Source organism: Burkholderia sp. PAMC 28687 (assembly GCF_001577465.1).
GTDB lineage: Bacteria > Pseudomonadota > Gammaproteobacteria > Burkholderiales > Burkholderiaceae > Caballeronia.
In genome coordinates this window covers 540,462-560,065 of sequence record NZ_CP014505.1, presented here as the reverse complement: position 1 = coordinate 560,065, position 19,604 = coordinate 540,462, and the positions used below count along the sequence as shown (strand labels likewise).

Below are 19,604 nucleotides of genomic sequence, written 5' to 3'. Positions count from 1 at the left end.
CCTTCAAAAAGTCTTGCTATACGATGCAATGATCTTCACGTCATTGCGGTCGGATTTCCCGTAAAAACCATTGGTGCGAAGCCGCGCTGGAAACACGCCGATTCCTGCGCCTTTGAGCGGACCTTCCTTCACGTCATAGGTGACGCTCAAGTCGATCTCGTTCGCCGATGTATCGCCGCGTCCGGGGTTTTTGATTGCCCATCCGCGAATTCCGCTCACGCCGACTGCAAGTCCCGGCAAACCGATATACGGCCCGATCTGATACGACGCCGATGCCTTGATCACGTGCGTGCCGTCCCACACGAAGTCATCGAGCTGGCCCCAGGTCTGGATCTGATTGCGGTTGTCGCTGTTGGCCCAAGGCGTCAGGCGGAAATTCATCTCGCGCGAGTCGGGTGCGTGCGTGACGCCGAAGCCCATGCTGACGGTGAATGGACCGCTCGCGTAACCGACGCTCGTGCTTGCATGCCATTCGTTGGCCGGCGACGCGACCGGCCCGAGCGCCGCCTGATATCGGCCCCACAAGGCATAGCCGGTCGTCGTCACCGTGCCGTGCTCGCCGGTGCGCCACGCACGCGTCGCGGCAACCTGCGCGTTGCGCCTGTAGCGCTTGCCCTCGCCCACGCCGCCATCGACATAGGTATCGGCAGCCGCCTCGTACCGGATCCCCGCGCTATGCACATAGTCGATACGGCTTGCCGAGCCGTCATATTGATCGCGGTTCTGATGCCACGCGTTGGTCATCGGCCGGAAGCGGTTGTCCCATTCATTGCGGAACTGATCGGCGAGCGCGTAGCCGAATTCCCAGCCCGCCACGTGATATTTCACTTCGGCGCCGCGGTACGCGTGCGAGTGCAATCCGCCCGATGACCCGAGCGTGCCGACACTCAGCGGCGTATAACCCGCGCGAACCTGCCATCCATCGCCAGCCGCGGTGCTGCGCCATTTCAGCGCAGCATGGGCGAGCGTTGCATAGGTCTTGTCGGCGTCATCGCGATAGTCGTGATAAAGCACTTCCGACAAGCCCGTGCCCGGCGCGACCCGAAGGTTGGTGAAACCCGACACGTCTGCGCCGACAAATCCCCACGGACCCGCCGCATAACCCGAGCGCCAGTCGATACCCAATGAGAGCGCGTTGACATGGATATCACCGGCGTGATCGGCCGCATGCCCGTTTCTTGAGTAAAACGTCGTACTGACGGTCGTCTCGGACTTCGAGAAAAGACTGGGCATCTCTTCGGAACGCCAAGGCTGCGCGGTGCCGCGCGTCAGTTCGTCGTCCTCGAACGCCGGAGGTTCAGCCCCTGCCGACGCACCGCACGTTGTTGTTAGGACTGCAAAACATAATGACTGGAATCTGGTCACGTCTCCCCCTCGCTGCGGTTCTTGATCACCGCATGGATTTCTCTGAACGAAGAAGACTAGCCGGTCGTAAATTGGTATTCAAGTGGTATTAATTTTGGGATAGCGGCCGGGTTGATGCGTCCCGGTTTCATCGACGTTTTGCGACAAAAAAAGGCGGTGCTGTTGTCCAGCACCGCCTTCGCAACCTGCGTCGAATCGTCTATGACCTTTTTGATGTCTGGCCGATATCGATATCGATTTGCTGTGGCACAGCGACCGAAAGATAAACGCGGCGGAGCAGGCGTTGCCCGGACGTCTCGCCAACGGCCTCATGCCGTGATGACTCTGAAAGACGCGGAATTAACAATCGTAATCACAAGCGCCTCTACAATACCGGCACTCCGTTAGCCGGCGTCCGCAAAACCGCAGCACGAACACGATCCGAACACATGTATAGAGCATCACTGCAGACCACAAAAGTTTCCATCGGCAAAGGGTGGCGCGCTGTCACGGCGCTGGCCGTGGTTGTATCGGCGCTAGGTATGGGCCTGAGCACGCCCGCCGAGGCCCGCAGCGGCGGCGGCACAAAAGCAGAATCGCAAAAGCAGGCCGGCAAAAGCGCGGTCGCGAGGACGACCAAGGCGGTCAAGACCACCAAGGCCGAGAAGGCCGCCAGGAAGAACAACTTCGAGCGCGTCGCGGTTCCCGCCGGCCCGTTGCCGCCCACCGTCATGGCAGCGCTCGCACGGGCGCACGTACCGCTTTCGTCGATGAGCGTGGTGGTTCAGCGCATCGGCGCCGGCGGCGTACCGCTCGTCGCGCTCAACGCAAACGTGCCGATGATGCCCGCGTCCACCATGAAACTGGTCACGACCTACTCGGGTTTGTCGCTGCTGGGACCTGACTATCGCTGGAAAACGACGGCCTATGCCGACGGCGAAGTCGATGCCAACGGCATCCTTCACGGCAATCTCTATATCCAGGGCACGGGCGATCCCAAGCTCGTGCCGGAAGAACTGATCGATCTCGTGGACCAGATCCGCCGCAACGGCATTTCGGGCATCGACGGCGCGCTGGTGCTGGACAAGCGTTACTTCGATCCGTCGACACGCGACCTCCCCGCCTTCGATGCCGACGAAACCGCGCCCTATAACGTCGGTCCCGACCCGCTGCTCTACGCGTTCAAGTCGCTGTCGTTCACGCTGACGCCGAATCCGGAAGGCGGCGTGTCGATCGACGTCTTGCCGCAACTCGCGCAACTTCAGATCGATAACGAATTGCGCGTGACGCGCGGCGCGTGCGCGGGGACGCTCCCGGCGGCGTCGCCAAGCGTGGCGCAAACTTCGGGCGGCTTCGTGCAGGCATCGTTCATTGGCGACTATCCGTTGCGCTGCGGTCCGCGCACGATCAACGTCGCTGCGCTCGATCACTCGACGTTTTTCGCGGGCGGTTTCCTCGCGCTGTGGAAACAGGCGGGCGGCACCTTCGCCGGCGTGACGCGCGAAGGCCCGACGCCTTCCAGCGCGCGGCTTGTCGGGACGCATCGCAGCCCGGTGCTCTCGGACATCGTTCGAGATATCAACAAGTTCAGCAACAACGTGATGGCGCGTAATTTGTTCCTGACCATCGGCGCCGCAACCGGCAAACCACCGGCGACGACGCAGAAATCGGCGGCAGCCATTACCGCGTTCCTGCATCGAAGCGCCCTGCCCATGTCGGGCCTGTATCTGGATAACGGTTCGGGTCTGTCGCGCGAAGAACACATCACGGCACAGTCGCTCGCCGACCTGCTGACCGCGGCGAATTCCAGTCCGGTCGCGCAGGTCTTCACGGAATCGCTGCCGATCGCCGGGGTGGACGGCACCATGCGCAACCGCCTGACGAACGCAGGCGCGCTCGGCAACGCGCACATCAAGACGGGCACGCTGCGCGACGTCCGCGCGATCGCGGGTTACGTGGGCGCGGCGAACGGCGAGAGCTACGTGGTGGTGAGCATGATCAACGACCCGCGTGCCGAAGCTGCGCGCGCCGCGCACGATGCCTTGCTCGAATGGGTCTACGAAGGCGCGCGCCGCACGGGATCGATGGATTGAAGGCAACGCAAAACCCACTCCGGCGATGCGCACAAGCACAGGGAAACCCTCGTAGGAAACAACTGAAATTATCTTAAAAGATTCGGTAAGCTATCGCCACGCAAGCCGACAGGCTCGCCGAGACGCTCGTCGACCGGCACCTCGAAGCGGCATGCAGACCACAGACTAGATAAACGAGGAACGAGGAGATGACGCCGATGAAACCCGCCCAGACCATTCCCGCCGCGCGCCAGACCTACTGGCTGCGCGCTGTGCAAACCGCGATGGCGTGCGCAGCCATCGCCGCATTGGCCGCGTGCGGCGGCAGCGACGACAACAATAACAACACGCCCGCGGGCGGCGTGAAGCTGCAGGTGGTGTCGTTCGGCGACAGCCTGTCCGATGTCGGCACGTACGCGCCCGTCGCCACGGCGAACTTCGGCGGCGGCCGCTTCACGACGAACCCCGGCCAGGTCTGGACGCAGAACGTCGCGCAGTATTACGGCGACACGCTCACCGCCGCGAATACCGGCGGCTTCGGCGTGCCGCTTCAGGCAGGTACCGGGCTGGGCTATGCGCAAGGCGGCTCGCGCGTGACGTTGCAACCGGGCGTCGGCCATGCCACGCCGGGCACGGCGAACGCGGACTTCTCGCAAGCCACGACGATTCCGGTCAACGATCAGGTCTCGCAGTACATCGCGTCGCACGGCACGTTCAACGCCAACCAGCTCGTGCTGGTGAACGGCGGCGCCAATGACATCTTCTATAACCTGACTGTTGCGCAAGCGACTGCTGCGGGAATTCAGGCGCAGGTCGCGGCTGGAACGCTTGCGCCGGCTGATGCGCTGGCCGCCGGCAACGCGGCGCAAAAAGCCGCGACGACCGCGATCAGCCAGGCGGCTATCGACCTGGCCACGGTCGTCGGACGCGTCGTTCAGGCAGGTGCCACGCATGTGCTGGTATCGAATGTGCCGGATATCGGCGGATCGCCACAGGGGCTTGCCAGCGCCGACAAAGGCGTGACGCTGTCGCAAGTCACGCAGTTGTTCAACGGCACGCTGCAAGGCGCGCTGCAGCAGGCGGGGCTGTTGTCGAAGGTGATCTACGTCGATGCCTACACGTGGGTCGATGGTGTCCAGGCCAACTATCAATCGAACGGCTTTTCGGTATCGAATACGGGCACGGCCTGTAATCTCGCCGCGATGATCGCTGCCGCCACGAAAGCCGGCCAGCCGAACCCGACCGCGTTCGGCACGTCGCTGTTCTGCTCGCCGCAGACGTACACGGTGGCGAACGCCGACCAGACCTACATGTACGCGGATACCGTACATCCGACGACGCATCTGCACGCGCTGTTTTCCACCTACGTGGAGCAACAGGTCGCGAAGGCAGGGTTGGGAAAATAAGCTTCGTTTGAAGCAGGGGAAATACGAAACGCCCGGTTCTTTCGAGACCGGGCGTTTTTTGTTTCGATTGAGTCAAGCGGCAAGCTGTTCCAGGCGGTTGATTCGCACGATGCTAATCCGGCGCCGATTCCCGAGCCGAACCAGGCCCGTCAACGCAGTCACTCCTGCTCTTCAAACGCCGCCGCCGCGCGGCCAAGCCGGTCATTCACGGCACTCCATTCCGCCGATACCGGCAGCGTCTCGATCAAGATCCGCTCCACGTCCTCGCGATCGAGCTTGCGCAGCAAGCCGTACAACTCGCGCGCGTAGCTTTGCGGATCGTCGGGCGCAGCGATGAACCGGACGTTGGGCGCATCGGCCCATTTCCCCACGCTCGATGCCCGCGCGACCAGCGCCAGCTTTTTATCGGCGTTCAGAGGGTGCGCTGCGAGCAGCGGTTCCAGCGCGTCGAAGGGCAACAATCGCAATGGCGTGCGCGGCGCGTAATGCGCCTTGAGCGTCCCGGATGCGCGAGGGGCGCTGGCATCGGTGCCATCGGGAAGACGCGGCATCACGCCGAGAACGTCCGCAATCTCCGCCGGACTCACATGCCCCGGCCGCAACAACGCCGGAAAGCCACGCGATAAATCCAGGATCGTCGATTCGATACCCACCTTCGCCGCACCGCCATCGAGCACATGGACGCTCGTGCCGAATTCATCGCGGACATGTTGCGCCGTGGTCGGGCTGACGTGCCCGAACCGGTTCGCCGATGGCCCCGCCACGCCGCCGTGGCCGTCGCGCAAGGCGCTGAACGCGCTCAGCAAAGCCTGCGCGACCGGATGCGACGGACAGCGGATCGCGACCGAATCCTGCCCGCCACTGACTGCCGCGGGCACGTGCGCCGCGCGCTTCAGGATCAGCGTAAGCGGGCCGGGCCAGAAAGCATCGATCAGTTTTTGTGCATCGGGGACAAGCGTCTCGACCCAGTACGCGGGATCGCTGCCGGGCGCGAGATGCACGATCACCGGATGATTCGACGGCCGCCCTTTGGCCGCATAAATCCGCGCGATCGCCTCGGGATTCCCGGCATCGCCGCCGAGCCCGTAGACCGTTTCAGTCGGAAACGCGACGAGCTGGCCGGCGTCGAGCAACGCGGCTGCTTCCGTGACCTGCGCGACGCTGGGTGCTTCGAAGGTCATTCTCGTCAGTCCAGCGCGATATGCAGCAGGCGGGCGCAGTCGCGCGCCGCCGCACGCACTTCTTCCAGCGTCGTCGCCGTGAAATTCACGTGGCCCATCTTGCGGCCCGGACGCGCTTCTTCCTTGCCATACAGATGCAAACGCGCCGTCGGCATGGCGATGACCTCGTGCCACGGCGGGATGTGGGCCTTGGCGCCATCGAACCAGACGTCGCCGAGAATGTTCAGCATGGCGGCCGGCGAATGCTGGCGCGTATCGCCAAGCGGCATGCCGGTCATCGCGCGTACTTGTTGCTCGAACTGGCTGGTCGCGCAGGCGTCCACCGTGTAATGCCCCGAATTGTGTGGACGCGGCGCCATTTCATTGGCGATCAGCGACCCGTCTTCGAGAATGAAAAACTCCACGCACAACACGCCGACGTAATCCAGCTTCGCGGCAATCGTCAGCGCGGCGTCCTGCGCCTGGGCCACGAGCGCATCGGTTGCATCCGGCGCCGGCACGACGGTCTTCGCCAGGATTCCGCCAACGTGCTGGTTCTGCGCGAGGGGGAAAACGGCAGATTTCCCATCGCCCGCGCGCGCGATCAGCACCGACACTTCGAATTTCAGCGGCATGCGTTTTTCGAGCACGCACGGCACGCCGGCAAGCGATCCATATGCGGTACGGACTTCGTCGACGTTGCGCACGCTCGTCTGGCCCTTGCCGTCGTAACCGAGGCGCGCCGTTTTCAGGATCCCGGGCAAGACGGCGGCGATCTGTTCATCGCTCAGGGCCGCGAGCGCTTCCGGCGACTCGATCACCACATGCGGCGCCACCGGCACGCCCGCGCTTGCGATAAACCGCTTCTCCGCCACGCGATCCTGGGCGATCGCCACGCACCGTCCGGCCGGGCTGACAAACGTGGTCTTCGCGAGGAAATCGAGACTGGCGGACGGCACGTTCTCGAATTCCGTCGATACCGCCGCACACAAGCGCGCGAGTTCGGTGAGCGCGGTTTCGTCGTCGTAGGCGGCGCGGATGTGTTTATCGGCGACGGAACCAGCCGGACTCGTTTCGTCCGGATCGAGGACCGCCACGCGATAGCCCATGGATTGCGCGGCGAAACAGAACATGCGGCCGAGCTGGCCGCCGCCGACCATGCCGAGCCATGCGCCCGGCTGGATGGGAGAACTGGGTTGGGTGTGTGCGTTCATCGTGTGGGGTCGGTCAGCCGGAAGTGTTACTGAAGCTGCTGGATTTAGAGCGGCGGGAGGACCATTGCATGCGCTGCGTCGTTCTGGCGGGCGCGGAAAGCGGCGAGTCTGTCGGCATAGGCGCTCTGCGTCACAGCAAGAATGGATACCGCGAACAACGCGGCGTTCGCCGCCCCCGCCTCGCCGATGGCAAACGTCGCGACCGGCACGCCCTTGGGCATCTGGACGATCGAATGCAGCGAATCGACGCCCTTCAGGTATTTGCTCGATACCGGTACGCCCAGCACCGGCACCGTGGTTTTAGCGGCGAGCATGCCCGGCAAATGCGCCGCGCCGCCTGCCCCTGCGATGATCGCCGCCAGTCCGCGCGAACGTGCGCTTTCAGCGTAGGCGAACATCTCGTCGGGCATGCGATGCGCTGACACGACCTTGGCCTCGTACGGCACGCCGAAGTCCTGCAGGATCGCGACGGCATTTTTCATCACGTCCCAGTCGGAACTGGAACCCATCAACACCCCGATCAACGGTGCGTCATGCGTGTGGGCCTGGACTTCGCTCATCGTGCTGCTTTCCTGTGGTTTGGGTCTGTTCGTTCGAGGCGAGAAGCGTGACTTTACGCCAGCGACTGGCCGGTCAGGCGCTGCAAAGCCTCTTCATACTTCTCGGCTGTCTTCGCGATGACGTCGTCAGGCAGTTTCGGCGCCGGCGGCGTCTTGCCCCACGATTGCGTTTCGAGCCAGTCGCGCACGAATTGTTTATCGAACGATGGCGGGTTCGTACCCACCTGGTAACCGTCCGCCGGCCAGAAGCGCGACGAGTCCGCCGTCAGCACTTCGTCCATCAGGAACAGTTCGCCGCGGTTGTCGAGCCCGAATTCGAACTTCGTATCCGCGATGATGATCCCGCGCGTCGCCGCGTACTCGGCCGCTTCCTTGTAGAGCTTGATGGAAATATCACGGATGGTCGCCGACAATTCCGTGCCGATACGGCGTTCCATGTCGTCGTACGTGATGTTTTCGTCGTGATGGCCCATTTCGGCCTTCGCTGCCGGCGTGAAAATCGGCTCGGGCAGCTTTTCAGCGTTTTGCAGGCCCGGTGGCAATTCCACGCCGCATACCGAACCCGTCGCCTGATAGTCCTTCCAGCCGCTGCCAGCCAGGTAACCGCGCACCACCGCTTCCACCAGGATCGGCTCGAGGCGCTTGACCACGACCGCGCGGCCGGCGACTTGCGGCGCTTCGTCGGCGGAAACGACGGTCGCCGGATCGATGCCCGTATTGTGGTTCGGCACGATGTGCTTGAGTTTCTCGAACCAGAAATCGGCCATTTGATTCAGCACGCGGCCCTTGTTCGGGATCGGCTCGCCCATGATCACGTCGAACGCGGACAGCCGGTCGGTCGTCACGATCAGGAGCTTGTCGGTGCCGACGGCGTAGTTGTCGCGGACCTTGCCGCGCCCGAGCAGGGGCACCGATTTCAGCGTGGATTCGTACAGCGGGGAATGTTGGGTGGACATGTCATCTACCGGAAAAGTGCTGCAACGTCGGGCTAGGAAAGAATGATCAGGAGACAAACGAAAAAACCAACACGCCGTTCCCCGGGAATTGCGGGAACGGCGGGTTGTATTGATTCTGTTCGTGGCCGATTCAGCGCCATTGTAAACGTCTCCGGCGGTTGTCTCGAATTTACTCGGTAGGATCGTCGTGAATTGCGCTTGCGTTTCCTTTACTTGACGATCTGGGCCGGTTCGCCGGACTGGTGTAGTGGTCTAATTTCCTCGGACAAGGCCTGGATCAAGCTCTCCGGCCAATGGATCGAGCAGGCTGGATTTCTGGCCGGTCAGCAAGTGCGCATCACCGTCGAACAAGGCAAGCTCATCATCACCGCCGCGTAACAACGAAGGGCCGCTCCCGCGACCCTTCGTTGTTACGACTCAGCTCCAACTACAGCATCGGCGCTGGTATCGGTGCCGCCAACTTCGATTCCATCACGCCCGCCTGACCCGTCGTCTCATCAACCTGTTGTAGCTTGCTGCGTGCCGCAAACAGCCCCATCTTCACTTCCTGCCAGACGTAATAGATTTTCCCCGCCACCACGTCCACATTCAGCGTCGAGTCGTTCTCCGTCTTCGACACCAATTGATGCTTACCCGGCGCCACCTCCGAATACAGATACGTCTTCGCCGCCGTGTCGCCCAAGACCTTGCCATCCAGTATCACCGGCATCTTGATCGCCGCGCCCATGTTTTCATTGCGGTACACGTAGATCGCCGCCGTGTCTGCAGGAACACTGAATGTTTTTAACGCCGCATCCTTTTGCGGATCGCCCATTGGCACAGAAGCGCAACCCGCCATCACCAACAACGCCCCAACCGGGATCAATCTCTTCAACTGCATTTGATTACTTCCTCGTAGATTTTTATTTGTATAGCTTAGGTACTGCTCTTAAAACGTCAACGGGCAAAGCCCATTCCCTATAAAAGCAACGCAACGACATCCTCTTTGACCGCTACATCAAAGCAAACTATAAACTCGTGCGAATCGTCAGCTATCCAATCAAGCGTTGCGTCTCGGAGAACCTCAAGATAGATCTTCAACTGATCATATGGCAACACCGGCAACCTGCCGTGCACCAACTTAATTTTTTTCTGCGCAACCCAATGAAAGTCTCTAAGACAATCTGATAGCGCATTCCAGTTTCCGCCAAAGTAAGCCGGAAACTGAAGTGCATCAGCGATGCAACGCAATAGTCCATCAACAGTCTCTATGCCGTCTCGAACTGATCCAACGAAGGCGTCATCTGAACCGCGCATGCGGTCCACGCTTCCGAACTCGAATCTAATAAGTGAATTCATCGTTTCCCTCATTTCCTGATCGGGGTAAATGTTTGATAGTGATCGGGCGTATAAAAGGCTTCCCCGTCACGTCCAATAACTATTCGCTGTGGACCGGGTCCCGCTACTCCATGCGTTGGCACCACATATTCTGTGTAATAGCCAGCCGGCCGAACCGGTAAGGCTGGGTTACTACTTCCCATTGATGGCCTATTTTGGAAGATCGATCCGTCATTTCGATGAGGGTAACTTACGCCACTCTCAATGCGCTGCAACGTAGGCTGCAAATCGACCGTACCGCTCAAGATGCGTCCAGTTTTCTGATCAACGACTTCAACGTTGCTAACGAAGCGAGTTGAGTTGCTGCTGTTCGAAACGCTGTTTTCAACGACCGACAACCGGAAGCCATACTTATCAGCAACGTTGCCAACCATCCCATTGGCTGTTTCACCAAACGACATCCCAACGCGTCCCGCAACAGCGCTCGCATCCTCAGCGAGCCACGACGTGTACCTCTGGATTCGAGGCGGCAATCTCGCTTCCAGCTTTTCCGCCATCGTTGCTCAAACACTGAGCGAGTCGGGCTCACTTGCAGTCGGTGGCAATTCACTGCTGACCCTCATGGGTGCCGCGATGTCTCGGGTCGTCCACGTAGTTGCGCCATTGATCGCCATCATCGCGGGCGGGGTCCTGATTTCGGCGGTAGCGCAAACAGGCTTTTTGTTCGCCCCTAACGCATTGAAGATCGATTTCAGCAAACTTAATCCTGCTCAAGGATTCAAGCGAATCTTCTCGATGCAGACGCTAATTGAAGCGGCCAAAGCCTGCTTCAAGATGATCGTCTACACGTGGATCGCCTACACGCTGATCGAGCAGGTCGCCACCACTGCGACTCATGCCTTACTTGTCCCGAGCAGTCTTGCCCATCAACTATTGTCGAGCGGCTTGCGTCTCGTGCTTCTGCTTGTCGGCGCTGCCGTTCTATTTGCCGCAGTCGACCAAATTCTAGTGCGCCGTACGTTCGCGCGGAAAATGCGCATGAGCCGCCACGAACAAAAGCAGGAAATGAAACAACGCGAGGGGGATTCACGTATCAAGCAGCGCCGCAAGCAGTTACAACGCGAGCTACTGGAACGCCCGCGTAGCATGCGGGCGGTGCGGGGTGCTGATGTTGTGGTGACGAACCCGACCCACTATGCGGTCGGGCTTAAATACGAACCATCGCGCATGACTGCACCAACGGTAGTCGCTAAGGGCGCTGGCGATTTTGCCGTACGCCTGAAGAAACTCGCGTTCATTTATGGCGTGCCCGTCATCGAAATGCCCCCTTTCGCACGCGAACTGTATTTCAAGGCTCCGCTTGAGCGCGAAGTGCCGGGCAACCTTTATAGTCAGGCCGCCGCCGTCTATCTGCGCGCGCGACGTGCACCGTCACAGCGGAGACACCCATGACGTGGCAGTCCCGTGTGCGCAATCACTCGGATCTGGCGCTCGTCTTTGCGGTCGTCGTTATCCTATTGCTGCTTTTCACGCCGATTCCGGCAGTAGTACTTGACCTTTTCATCATTATCAATTTTGCGTTCGCGTTCACGATTCTGCTGTTAACTTTTTATGTCTCGCGACCGGTCGAATTTTCGACTTTCCCCTCTCTACTTTTGATCGCAACGCTGTTTCGTCTGTCGCTGAATATTGCAGCGACGCGCCTGATCCTTTCTGGGGCTGAGGCGGGGCAGGTAATCAGCGCAATTGGCGAATTTGTCGTTCAAGGCAATTTTGTCATTGGATTGATCGTCTTTTTTATTTTGATTGTTGTGCAGTACGTGGTGGTGACTGCCGGGGCCCAGCGCGTTTCGGAGGTTGCCGCGCGCTTTGTACTCGACGCGATGCCGGGTCAGCAGATGAGCATCGACGCCGATCTCAATATGGGTCTTATCGATCAGGAAGAAGCCAAGCGCCGCCGTAAGGCAATCGAGAAAGAAGCGGGCTTTTATGGATCGATGGACGGCGCGAGTAAGTTCGTCAAAGGCGATGCAATTGCCGGCATCATCATTATGTTGATCAACATCCTCGGGGGTTGGGCCGTTGGTGTCGCCCAGATGGGCATGCCGCTCGGTCAGGCGTTGCAGACATTTACACTGCTCACTATCGGCGACGGCATCGTCACGCAGGTACCGGCCCTCATTATCTCCGTGGCGACCGGCATTATCGTCACACGCTCTTCTGCTGACGGAGAACTGAGCAACGAGGTATTGCGTCAGTTGATTCAGTTCCCGAAAATCCAATTGATTGTCATGGTCGCGCTCGCCGGTTTGCTGGCTCTACCCGGCATGCCGAAATGGCCAGTCTTGATCTTGGTCCTCCTTGGGGCTGGGGCATGGCTTATCACACGCCGCAAACGTGCTGCAGAACGGGACGTCGGCGCGGGTCATGCACTTAAAACGGAAGATCTGGAGACATCCGAAGCGCCCGCAGCATTGCCGGCTGTCGAAGTGTCGTTCGGTGCCGCGCTCACTCGTGCATGGATTCCTCTGCAAAGCGTGCTCGCGGAGCGAATCGCGGCATTTCGCAAACAATATGCAGCGGAGATGGGCGTCACTGTGCCGCCGGTGGTATTCCGAGACGGCTCGCAACTTGGGTCGAACGATTACCGCATCCTGCTCTTCGGCGATCGCTTTGGCCACGCAACCCTCCATCCGGAGAAAATGCTCGCGATTCATTCGTCGGATCAAGGCGGAAAGCTTGCCGGTATTGCGACCAGAGATCCCGCGTTTGGGCTGCCTGCCGTCTGGATCGATTCTGCCCAACTCACTCACGCGAAGACCCTCGGCTACACCGTAGTCGACCCTATGACCATACTCATCACCCATGTGACGGAAGTTATCAAGGCGAACGTGACATCGCTGCTCTCGCGCACGGATGTGGTCGCCCTTCTTGAGGGTGTACGGACTCGCGCCCCGGGACTGGTCGAAGAGCTTATTCCGAACGTGCTCGCGCTAAGCGATGTCCAGCAGGTTCTCCAAAACCTGCTAGCCGAACAGGTGTCCATACGAAACGTCGATCTTATTATCGAAGTGCTCGCCGACGCAGGGCGCCATGAAAAAGCCCCCGCGGCGCTAAGCGACAGGGTAAGGCAGCGCCTCGGTCACAGCATCTGCCAGCAGCTCCAAGGAGAGCATGATGCACTCGCGGTACTGACGCTTGATCCTTCGCTTGAGTCGGCTATCGTGCAAAACCTGAAAAGCGCGGATGGCGCCGGCACGTTTGTGCTTGATCCACGGCTTGCGGAAAGTTTCCTCAATCGTCTCGTTGGGTACGTGGACATGATGATGCGGCAAAACGTTATTCCCGTCCTGTTGTGCCGCCCCGAAATCCGCCGTCACCTGAGAACCTTCACGCGCCGGGTTGCGCCGCGTCTCGCAGTCGTATCAATGAACGAAGTCCCGCATTCGGTCAACCTCAAATCATTCGCCATGCTTAGCGTCGATGCGGTCGCGCCGCCCTTGGCGTCTCGTGACCCTCAGCTGACACCGGTCGCCCAAGCGGTTTGACCCAGAAAAAAGGACGCTATATGGACAACCTAATGACCCTCGCAATTGGCCTGATCTCGCACGAGACGCGGCGCGTCGAGACCGCGGGACAGAACATTGCCAATGTCGCTACGCCTGGATACAAGCGCCAGATCGCCTTCGAGGAAGTGCTCGATACGAACCGCGCGGTGGATGTGCCGTCGCCACGTGCTGAACAGGTGCCATCCGGCATCGCCACCGATTTTTCGGCGGGCAAGCTAGTTCACACGGGCAACCCGCTCGACTTCTCAATCAACGGCCCCGGATTTTTCGAAGTCGCCACGCCGAGCGGTCTCGCCTACACGCGTCTTGGCTCGTTCCAGCGCGATGCCGATGGCCGCCTCGTTACCGCACAAGGTGCGGTGTTGCAAGCGATGGCCGGCGGCGACATCGTCGTGCGTTCCAACAATTGGCACATCGAGCGCGACGGCACGCTCATTGACGAAGGTAATCCGTCTGCAGTGGTACGCGTGGCGACGTTCTCAAACACGGCCCAGCTCACGCGTGCGGAAGATGGCCTGTTCCATGCAAACGGCGCAGAAGCAGTCGAGGTTGCCCAACCGCAAATGATGCAGGGATTTGTCGAATCATCGAACGTTTCGGTCGGCAACGACATGATTCAAATGATGGAGGCAATGCGCCGCGTCGAATCCGGACAAAAACTTGTCCACGCATACGACGACATGATCGGAACAGTTTTACAGAGATTGGGGGACATCCAGGCATGAACAACGTTTTCTATATTGGTGCAACTGGCCTGAACGCCCAGCAAACCGCAGTAGATACCACAGCGAACAACATCTCTAACATGAACACGCCAGCGTTCAAGCGTGGGCTCGTATCGTTTTCCGAGTTGTTAACCTCGGCTGCGGCGCCTTTGAATCGAGGAGCCGCCGATAGCGTCCTCAGTTCCCCGGCGGGCGTTGCGGCCGACCCGTCTTTACACGTCTTCACGGCAGGCGAACTGCGATCTACCGGAAGCCCCCTCGATCTTGCAATTCGTGGGGACGGCTTCATCGAACTCTCCTCAGACTCCGGGCAGGCCACGCTGTGGCGTGGCGGTGCATTGCACGTCGGCACCGACGGCTATCTCGCCGGGCCAAATGGCTTGGCTCTTAAGGCCATGGTTTCGGTTCCTCATGATGCTTCGAGCATCTCGTTCTCGTCCGACGGTCAGGTACAGGCGAGCGTTCCAAGCCAGAACGAGCCGCTCACGCTCGGCGAAATCGAACTGGTGATGCCTGCGGACACCAGAGCCTTGCAATCGGTTGGCGACGGCATCTACAGGGTTCAGGACGACGGACTCACGGTGTCGCGAGCGCGGCCAGGTGAAGATAACGCGGGCACTCTCGTGCAAGGCTTTAGCGAAGCGTCCAACGTGTCATTGTCCGACGAACTCGTCAACCTGATGTTGTATCAACGCGCATATGCATCGAACGCCCGACTGGTACAGGTCGGAGACGAATTGATGGCGCTGGCCAATGGGCTGAAGCGGTAAGGCGTCTACAGGGAGATGGAAACGATGCATATGAAAATTCTCAGCGCACGCTACGACATGCCGCTCGCGCGGATGATGTGCGGAATTGCGCTAGCGTTTCCTGTTGGAATAGCCTCTTCCCGCGAGCAATACATAAACTTCCGCTCCACGGCCTACGTCGACGATGACACAGTCCGTCTGAGGGAAATCGCGGACCTTGGCGCGTTGCCCGATGGGTGGCGTCAAATGGCCGGTGATATCGCCGTCGCGAGGTTACGACGTCATGGAAATCGTATCAACCTCAGCGCAACCCGTCTCGCCGAAGCTGCGCGGCGGCAGCTACCGGCCCTGACGCCATGGCTGCGTCCTCATGAGATACAGGTAGTAACGATCATCATGCGTGAAAATCCGACAAGTGGAGCTGCAGACAGCCAACTGGCAGCGACCAAAACTACGCACTGCTTAGAATTGACGCGCCGACTCGCGCGCGGTGACGCAGTCTCCGTGGAAAGCGTGCGAAGCGTTGAGTGCCAAAGAGCCCGACCTATACAAAACGCTCACTATGACGGAGCCGCTCGACTCGCTCGGGCACCGCACGACCTCTTTCCCGGCGACGTCCTTGCCGCTATCGCACCGCAGCGCATCGCAAAGATCGGTCAAGGAGAGAACGTCACAACAGTTGTGCATTCCGGTGCGGTCACCGTCACGCGCAGCGGCGCTTCGTTAGCGGACACCCCTTCCGGTCGAGCCGCGATTCTTGCTACCGATTCTGGCGACATCCTGACAACCCCTGTTCACGTCCCGCAAGCAAGGTAACGGCTCCATGCAACGTCAAACTTCGTCGTCGTTCATTGTGATGGGCTACTTACTATGTAGCGTCGCGTACGCGCACGCGGCCGATCTCTTTCAGGGCGATAGCTATCAACCGCTCACCGCCGACCGTCGCGCGTCGAAACCAGGCGACATTCTGACAATCCTGGTCTACGAAAACTCGACCGCCAGCAACACGGCCGACACCTCGACAAAAACCAATGTCGGTCTTCAGGGCAACGTGTCGACAATGTTCGCGGGCAACAATTCCGCGCAAGTCAGCCTCGGTGATAATTACGGCGGCCGTGGGCAGATCCAGCGTACCGGTCGTTTGCTAGCTCAGATCAGCGCGCGGGTCGTCGAGACAGAGCCTAACGGTGATCTGATTGTCGCTGGCAGCCAGGCGATCGACGTCAACGGCGAAAAAACGAAAATTCATCTTGAAGGCCGCGTGCGCCCTGTCGATATTGCCGCTGGCAACACAGTCCAGTCAAATCGCCTTGCGGACGCAAAAATCGACTACGTCGGCGAAGGCTTCATCACGGACCGATCAAAGCCCGGTCTCATCCCTCGTTTATTCGCATGGCTGGGCCTATGGTAAAACGCCTCTCTACCCAATTTGTCGCCTGCATGCTAGTGGCGATTTCAATCGGATCCTCTTACGCGGCAACCAGCGAAGTACGCCTGAAGGATCTTGGAAACTTCCTCGGTTGGCGTGACAACATGCTGGTTGGCTACGGCATCGTCGCAGGACTTGCAGGTTCGGGCGACACGCCGCGAAACCAGGCAACGCGTCAGGCGATGACCAACATGATGTCCCAGTTCGATCTGAATCTGACTCAGGATCAGCTTCAGAGCCGGAACGTCGCGATGGTAATGGTTACTGCTTCGCTCCCCCCAACCGCTAATGTCGGGCGCAAGATCGACGTCAACGTGACGTCGGTGGGCGACGCGCGCAGCCTCGTTGGCGGCACACTGATCATGACACCGCTGCGTGGTCCTGATCGCAAGATCTATGCGCTAGCTCAAGGTCCCATCACCGTTGGCGGCTATCGCTACGATGCTAACGGTAACGTACGGCAAAAAAATCATCCAACCGTCGGAATCGTGCCCGATGGCGGTGTCGTGGAAACTGCTGTACGAGCCGATCTCATTGCTCAGGATGGCTATCTGAACTTTATGCTGAAACAGGCCGACGCCAGCACGGCTGAACGCATCGCTCAGCGGATCAACCAGACAATGGGCGTTGGCAGTGCGCGCTCGGTCGATGCTTATACCGTGCAGATACGCACTCCGGGCGATGGTCGCAACCTTAACCAGTACGTTGCCAGCATTGAGACGCTCAGCGTGATACCCGATCAGGATTCGCGGATTGTCATCAACGAACGTACTGGCACGGTGGTGGCAGGCGGCGACACGCGGATTGCCCCCATCACGATCTCGCATGGCGATATTCGTGTCACTGTCGCAACCGAATACTCAGCATCGCAGCCTGGCCTTATCGGCATCGCTGGACCAGGCGTTCGCAGCCTCGTGGTAGGTAACACCGAGATGTCAGTCGAAGAGACTGGACAAACGGTCGCAGCATCGTTTCCGCATGGCTCAGTCGGGGAACTGGTTCACGCGCTGTCGAAAAGCCGTGTCAGTACGCGCGATGTCATTGCGATCCTGGAAGCTATCAAGGCCGCCGGCGCTCTGCATGCCAATATCATCGTTCAATAAAAACATGGAAGCCAATCCTATGACGATCAACCTTTTAGCTACCATCGCCAGCAAGGCGCTTGATGGCCTGTTCACGCGCCAAGCGGCAACCGCACACAACGTTGCGAACGCCGGGTCGGTGAATTTCACGCCTGTGCGGGTTTCGTTTGAAGACGCGCTGCGCGATGCTGCGGCGCCACAGCCGGGGGATATGTCCGCCACTGTTATTGCCCGTGTAGCGGGCGTCCAGCCACGCATCGACGTGCCTCTGCCGCTCGACTCGAACACGGTCAAGCTCGATCAGGAAATCGCAACTGCATCCGAGACATCGACTCGTTACGCGATGTTGATCGCCATGCTGGACCGCACGCTGCAAATGCAGCAACTTGCAATCAAGGGAGGCTAAGCGCATGAGCGACTCTATCTTCGCCATCGCCCGATCGGGCCTCGATGTCGAACGCCAGCGCATGGAAGTTGTTGCGCAGAATTTGGCCAATGCGAGCACCACACGTACTGCGGCGGGCGTCCCGTATCAACCGCTGCGGCTTGTATCGGGCCCCCAGATAACGTCGGCCTTTGCAGACCATGTCGAAGGCGCGGAAGACGCGACGGGTGCGCCCTCCCTAGGGGGAATGGCACTTACTTAAGCCCGTGGAGCGTGCCCATATTTTCGGACGCGCTCGCGTGCGCTGTGACGAGGCTCTTTCAGCCACGGGTATGACTTCGGTCGTCGTTTTCGCATTCGAGGTTCGATGCGACCGGAGCGATTCCCCACGCAAGACTGCGCGATCAGGTTGAACAGCAGACTCTGGTCGTGAGTTGCCGTCAGACCTCTGGCCAGCCATTCAGTCCATAGCTGCACGGTGTGCTTGAAACTCAGGGTTCTCGGATCGGTGGCGTAATGGCTGGCGGCCTGGGCCATCAGCAGCCGAATCACGTTATAGGCCAGCAGATGGACCCAGATCTCCTTCTCGTTCATGTGGGCAGTCTGGCAATGCAGCACATCCATGCCCATCGTTGTCTTGATGTTACGTAGATCCAGTTCCACGTTCCAACGCCTGGCGTACAACTGCGAGAGGTCCTGTTTGCTGGTCTTGCGTGCATCAAGCATCGTGGTGACCAGCACCCGGTGATGCAGCCTGGACTCGCGCACCGTCAGTTCATCGGGGAAGGCCTGGTACTGCTCACGCGTCATCCAGTCGGGACGCTGCCGTGGTTTGGGCCACGTCACAATGTGATCGCGCATGCCCAGCGACTTGCCTCGCCGAAAGTCAGTGCGGCGCGCCCCATGCTGTTCCATCACGACATCCACCCCGGCGGCGATCATTGAGGCCATCAGAAAGTAGTGGCAGTACAAGGCATCGGCGACGATCACATCACCTTTGCGAAACGTGTCTTGCAGCATGCGAAACGCCGTCAGCTCCCCGCTACCTTTGCCCGCGTACGTCCCGACAGCCGCCTCCAGCACTGCGCCGCTTGCCAGACAGATCACCGCAACCAGATAGGCTAATGGAAATCCCACTCCTTCGGCCTGGGAACTGGACTGCGGGAAGCGGGCCTGGTTCGACGGCGTATCGGGCATCGAGATCCCTGTGCCGTCAACCAGCTTGACCGGGCGCCCACGCCACTTCCAGGCCGCACTGGCCTGCTCATGCAGTTGACGCCCCGTCTCGCGCGTCAACTCCCGCACCATCGTCAGCGGCAGTCTCTGGCGAGCGCGGCAGTAGCCTCCCGTACGCACACTCATCGGGCCCAGCCCGTCGGCAGCTCGCTGCGCGGCCCACCCGTTGACTGCCTTCTGACAGGAGGCGTCCTCTTCCAGCGCCTGGCGCATGAACATCGACAATGTCACCGTCGGCGGATACAGCCGTTCCCGATGTTCTGGCAAATACGCTTCCGTTATGTCCAACAGCTCCGGGCTCGTCAGTATGTTGAAGTAGTCTACCGCCTGGGCTCTGCGCGCCCGGCTTTGAACACTGTTTCGTGTTTGCCTGTGATGACTTCGTGCATTACGATCCATG

The 19,604-nt window shown here is 60.0% G+C and carries 21 protein-coding genes; 12 read left to right on the top strand and 9 right to left on the bottom strand.

What is annotated here, in order from left to right:
* Positions 1-3 precede the first annotated feature (3 nt).
* A complete protein-coding gene (locus AX768_RS02630) occupies positions 4-1,233 on the bottom strand; it encodes an OprD family outer membrane porin (RefSeq protein WP_155524170.1) in 1,230 nt (409 codons plus the stop codon).
* A gap of 560 nt (positions 1,234-1,793) precedes the next feature.
* Between AX768_RS02630 and dacB the strand changes: the two genes are divergently transcribed.
* Both dacB and AX768_RS02620 read left to right on the top strand, forming a co-directional pair.
* A complete protein-coding gene (gene dacB, locus AX768_RS02625; RefSeq protein ID WP_231941308.1) occupies positions 1,794-3,437 on the top strand; it encodes a D-alanyl-D-alanine carboxypeptidase/D-alanyl-D-alanine endopeptidase in 1,644 nt (547 codons plus the stop codon).
* A gap of 188 nt (positions 3,438-3,625) precedes the next feature.
* On the top strand, positions 3,626-4,822 hold the full coding sequence (locus tag AX768_RS02620; RefSeq protein ID WP_086382493.1) for an SGNH/GDSL hydrolase family protein: 1,197 nt from the start codon (positions 3,626-3,628) through the stop codon (positions 4,820-4,822).
* 158 nt (positions 4,823-4,980) lie between these two features.
* Here the strand turns inward: AX768_RS02620 and AX768_RS02615 are convergent, their stop codons facing one another.
* Genes AX768_RS02615 through AX768_RS02600 form a run of 4 tightly spaced genes read right to left on the bottom strand, consistent with a single transcriptional unit; the run spans position 4,981 to position 8,712 of the window.
* Positions 4,981-6,003 (bottom strand): L-threonylcarbamoyladenylate synthase, encoded by a 1,023-nt coding sequence (locus AX768_RS02615; RefSeq protein ID WP_061998663.1) that lies wholly within the window; start codon positions 6,001-6,003, stop codon positions 4,981-4,983.
* Between the two features lie 5 nt (positions 6,004-6,008).
* A complete protein-coding gene (locus AX768_RS02610) occupies positions 6,009-7,196 on the bottom strand; it encodes a 5-(carboxyamino)imidazole ribonucleotide synthase (RefSeq protein WP_061998662.1) in 1,188 nt (395 codons plus the stop codon).
* A 44-nt stretch (positions 7,197-7,240) separates the two neighbouring features.
* Positions 7,241-7,756: a 5-(carboxyamino)imidazole ribonucleotide mutase gene (gene purE, locus AX768_RS02605; protein ID WP_061998661.1), complete on the bottom strand. Its 516-nt coding sequence runs from the start codon at positions 7,754-7,756 to the stop codon at positions 7,241-7,243.
* Between the two features lie 53 nt (positions 7,757-7,809).
* Entirely contained in the window at positions 7,810-8,712 is a 903-nt protein-coding gene (locus AX768_RS02600; protein WP_061998660.1) for a phosphoribosylaminoimidazolesuccinocarboxamide synthase, read from the bottom strand.
* A 198-nt stretch (positions 8,713-8,910) separates the two neighbouring features.
* On the opposite strand from AX768_RS02600, the gene AX768_RS02595 reads away from it, so the two are divergent.
* Positions 8,911-9,090, top strand: a complete 180-nt coding sequence (locus tag AX768_RS02595; protein ID WP_231941307.1) for a SymE family type I addiction module toxin — start codon at positions 8,911-8,913, stop codon at positions 9,088-9,090.
* A gap of 49 nt (positions 9,091-9,139) precedes the next feature.
* On the opposite strand, the gene AX768_RS02590 is transcribed toward AX768_RS02595, so the two are convergent.
* From AX768_RS02590 to AX768_RS34400, 3 genes are all read right to left on the bottom strand, one after another.
* Positions 9,140-9,592: a DUF2846 domain-containing protein gene (locus AX768_RS02590; RefSeq protein WP_061998658.1), complete on the bottom strand. Its 453-nt coding sequence runs from the start codon at positions 9,590-9,592 to the stop codon at positions 9,140-9,142.
* A 77-nt stretch (positions 9,593-9,669) separates the two neighbouring features.
* On the bottom strand, positions 9,670-10,050 hold the full coding sequence (locus AX768_RS02585; protein WP_197672643.1) for a barstar family protein: 381 nt from the start codon (positions 10,048-10,050) through the stop codon (positions 9,670-9,672).
* 8 nt (positions 10,051-10,058) lie between these two features.
* Positions 10,059-10,463 carry a ribonuclease domain-containing protein gene (locus AX768_RS34400; protein WP_442857240.1) on the bottom strand — a complete coding sequence of 135 codons (405 nt, stop codon included), beginning with the start codon at positions 10,461-10,463 and terminating at the stop codon, positions 10,059-10,061.
* Between AX768_RS34400 and AX768_RS02580 the strand changes: the two genes are divergently transcribed.
* The 9 genes from AX768_RS02580 to AX768_RS02540 are packed head-to-tail and all read left to right on the top strand — an operon-like array spanning position 10,390 to position 18,230.
* Positions 10,390-11,481 carry an EscU/YscU/HrcU family type III secretion system export apparatus switch protein gene (locus AX768_RS02580; RefSeq protein ID WP_231941306.1) on the top strand — a complete coding sequence of 364 codons (1,092 nt, stop codon included), beginning with the start codon at positions 10,390-10,392 and terminating at the stop codon, positions 11,479-11,481. The genes AX768_RS34400 and AX768_RS02580 overlap by 74 nt on opposite strands.
* Positions 11,478-13,577, top strand: a complete 2,100-nt coding sequence (locus tag AX768_RS02575) for a flagellar biosynthesis protein FlhA (protein ID WP_061998656.1) — start codon at positions 11,478-11,480, stop codon at positions 13,575-13,577. The genes AX768_RS02580 and AX768_RS02575 overlap by 4 nt, the downstream gene beginning before the upstream one ends.
* Positions 13,578-13,609: 32 nt before the next feature.
* On the top strand, positions 13,610-14,323 hold the full coding sequence (locus AX768_RS02570) for a flagellar hook-basal body protein (protein WP_231941305.1): 714 nt from the start codon (positions 13,610-13,612) through the stop codon (positions 14,321-14,323).
* Positions 14,320-15,093, top strand: a complete 774-nt coding sequence (locus tag AX768_RS02565) for a flagellar hook-basal body protein (protein ID WP_061998654.1) — start codon at positions 14,320-14,322, stop codon at positions 15,091-15,093. Before AX768_RS02570 ends, AX768_RS02565 begins: the two co-directional genes overlap by 4 nt.
* 30 nt (positions 15,094-15,123) lie before the next feature.
* Positions 15,124-15,888: a hypothetical protein gene (locus AX768_RS02560; RefSeq protein ID WP_155524169.1), complete on the top strand. Its 765-nt coding sequence runs from the start codon at positions 15,124-15,126 to the stop codon at positions 15,886-15,888.
* A 7-nt stretch (positions 15,889-15,895) separates the two neighbouring features.
* A complete protein-coding gene (locus tag AX768_RS02555) occupies positions 15,896-16,483 on the top strand; it encodes a flagellar basal body L-ring protein FlgH (protein ID WP_061998652.1) in 588 nt (195 codons plus the stop codon).
* Positions 16,477-17,604: a flagellar basal body P-ring protein FlgI gene (locus AX768_RS02550; RefSeq protein ID WP_061998651.1), complete on the top strand. Its 1,128-nt coding sequence runs from the start codon at positions 16,477-16,479 to the stop codon at positions 17,602-17,604. The genes AX768_RS02555 and AX768_RS02550 overlap by 7 nt, the downstream gene beginning before the upstream one ends.
* A 19-nt stretch (positions 17,605-17,623) precedes the next feature.
* Positions 17,624-17,989: a flagellar basal body rod protein FlgB gene (locus tag AX768_RS02545; protein ID WP_231941304.1), complete on the top strand. Its 366-nt coding sequence runs from the start codon at positions 17,624-17,626 to the stop codon at positions 17,987-17,989.
* A 4-nt stretch (positions 17,990-17,993) separates the two neighbouring features.
* Positions 17,994-18,230 (top strand): flagellar basal body rod protein FlgC, encoded by a 237-nt coding sequence (locus AX768_RS02540; protein ID WP_061998649.1) that lies wholly within the window; start codon positions 17,994-17,996, stop codon positions 18,228-18,230.
* Here AX768_RS02540 and AX768_RS02535 read toward each other — a convergent pair.
* A complete protein-coding gene (locus tag AX768_RS02535; protein ID WP_061998648.1) occupies positions 18,227-19,603 on the bottom strand; it encodes an IS4 family transposase in 1,377 nt (458 codons plus the stop codon). The two genes, AX768_RS02540 and AX768_RS02535, sit on opposite strands and share 4 nt — an antisense overlap.
* Position 19,604: the final 1 nt, after the last annotated feature.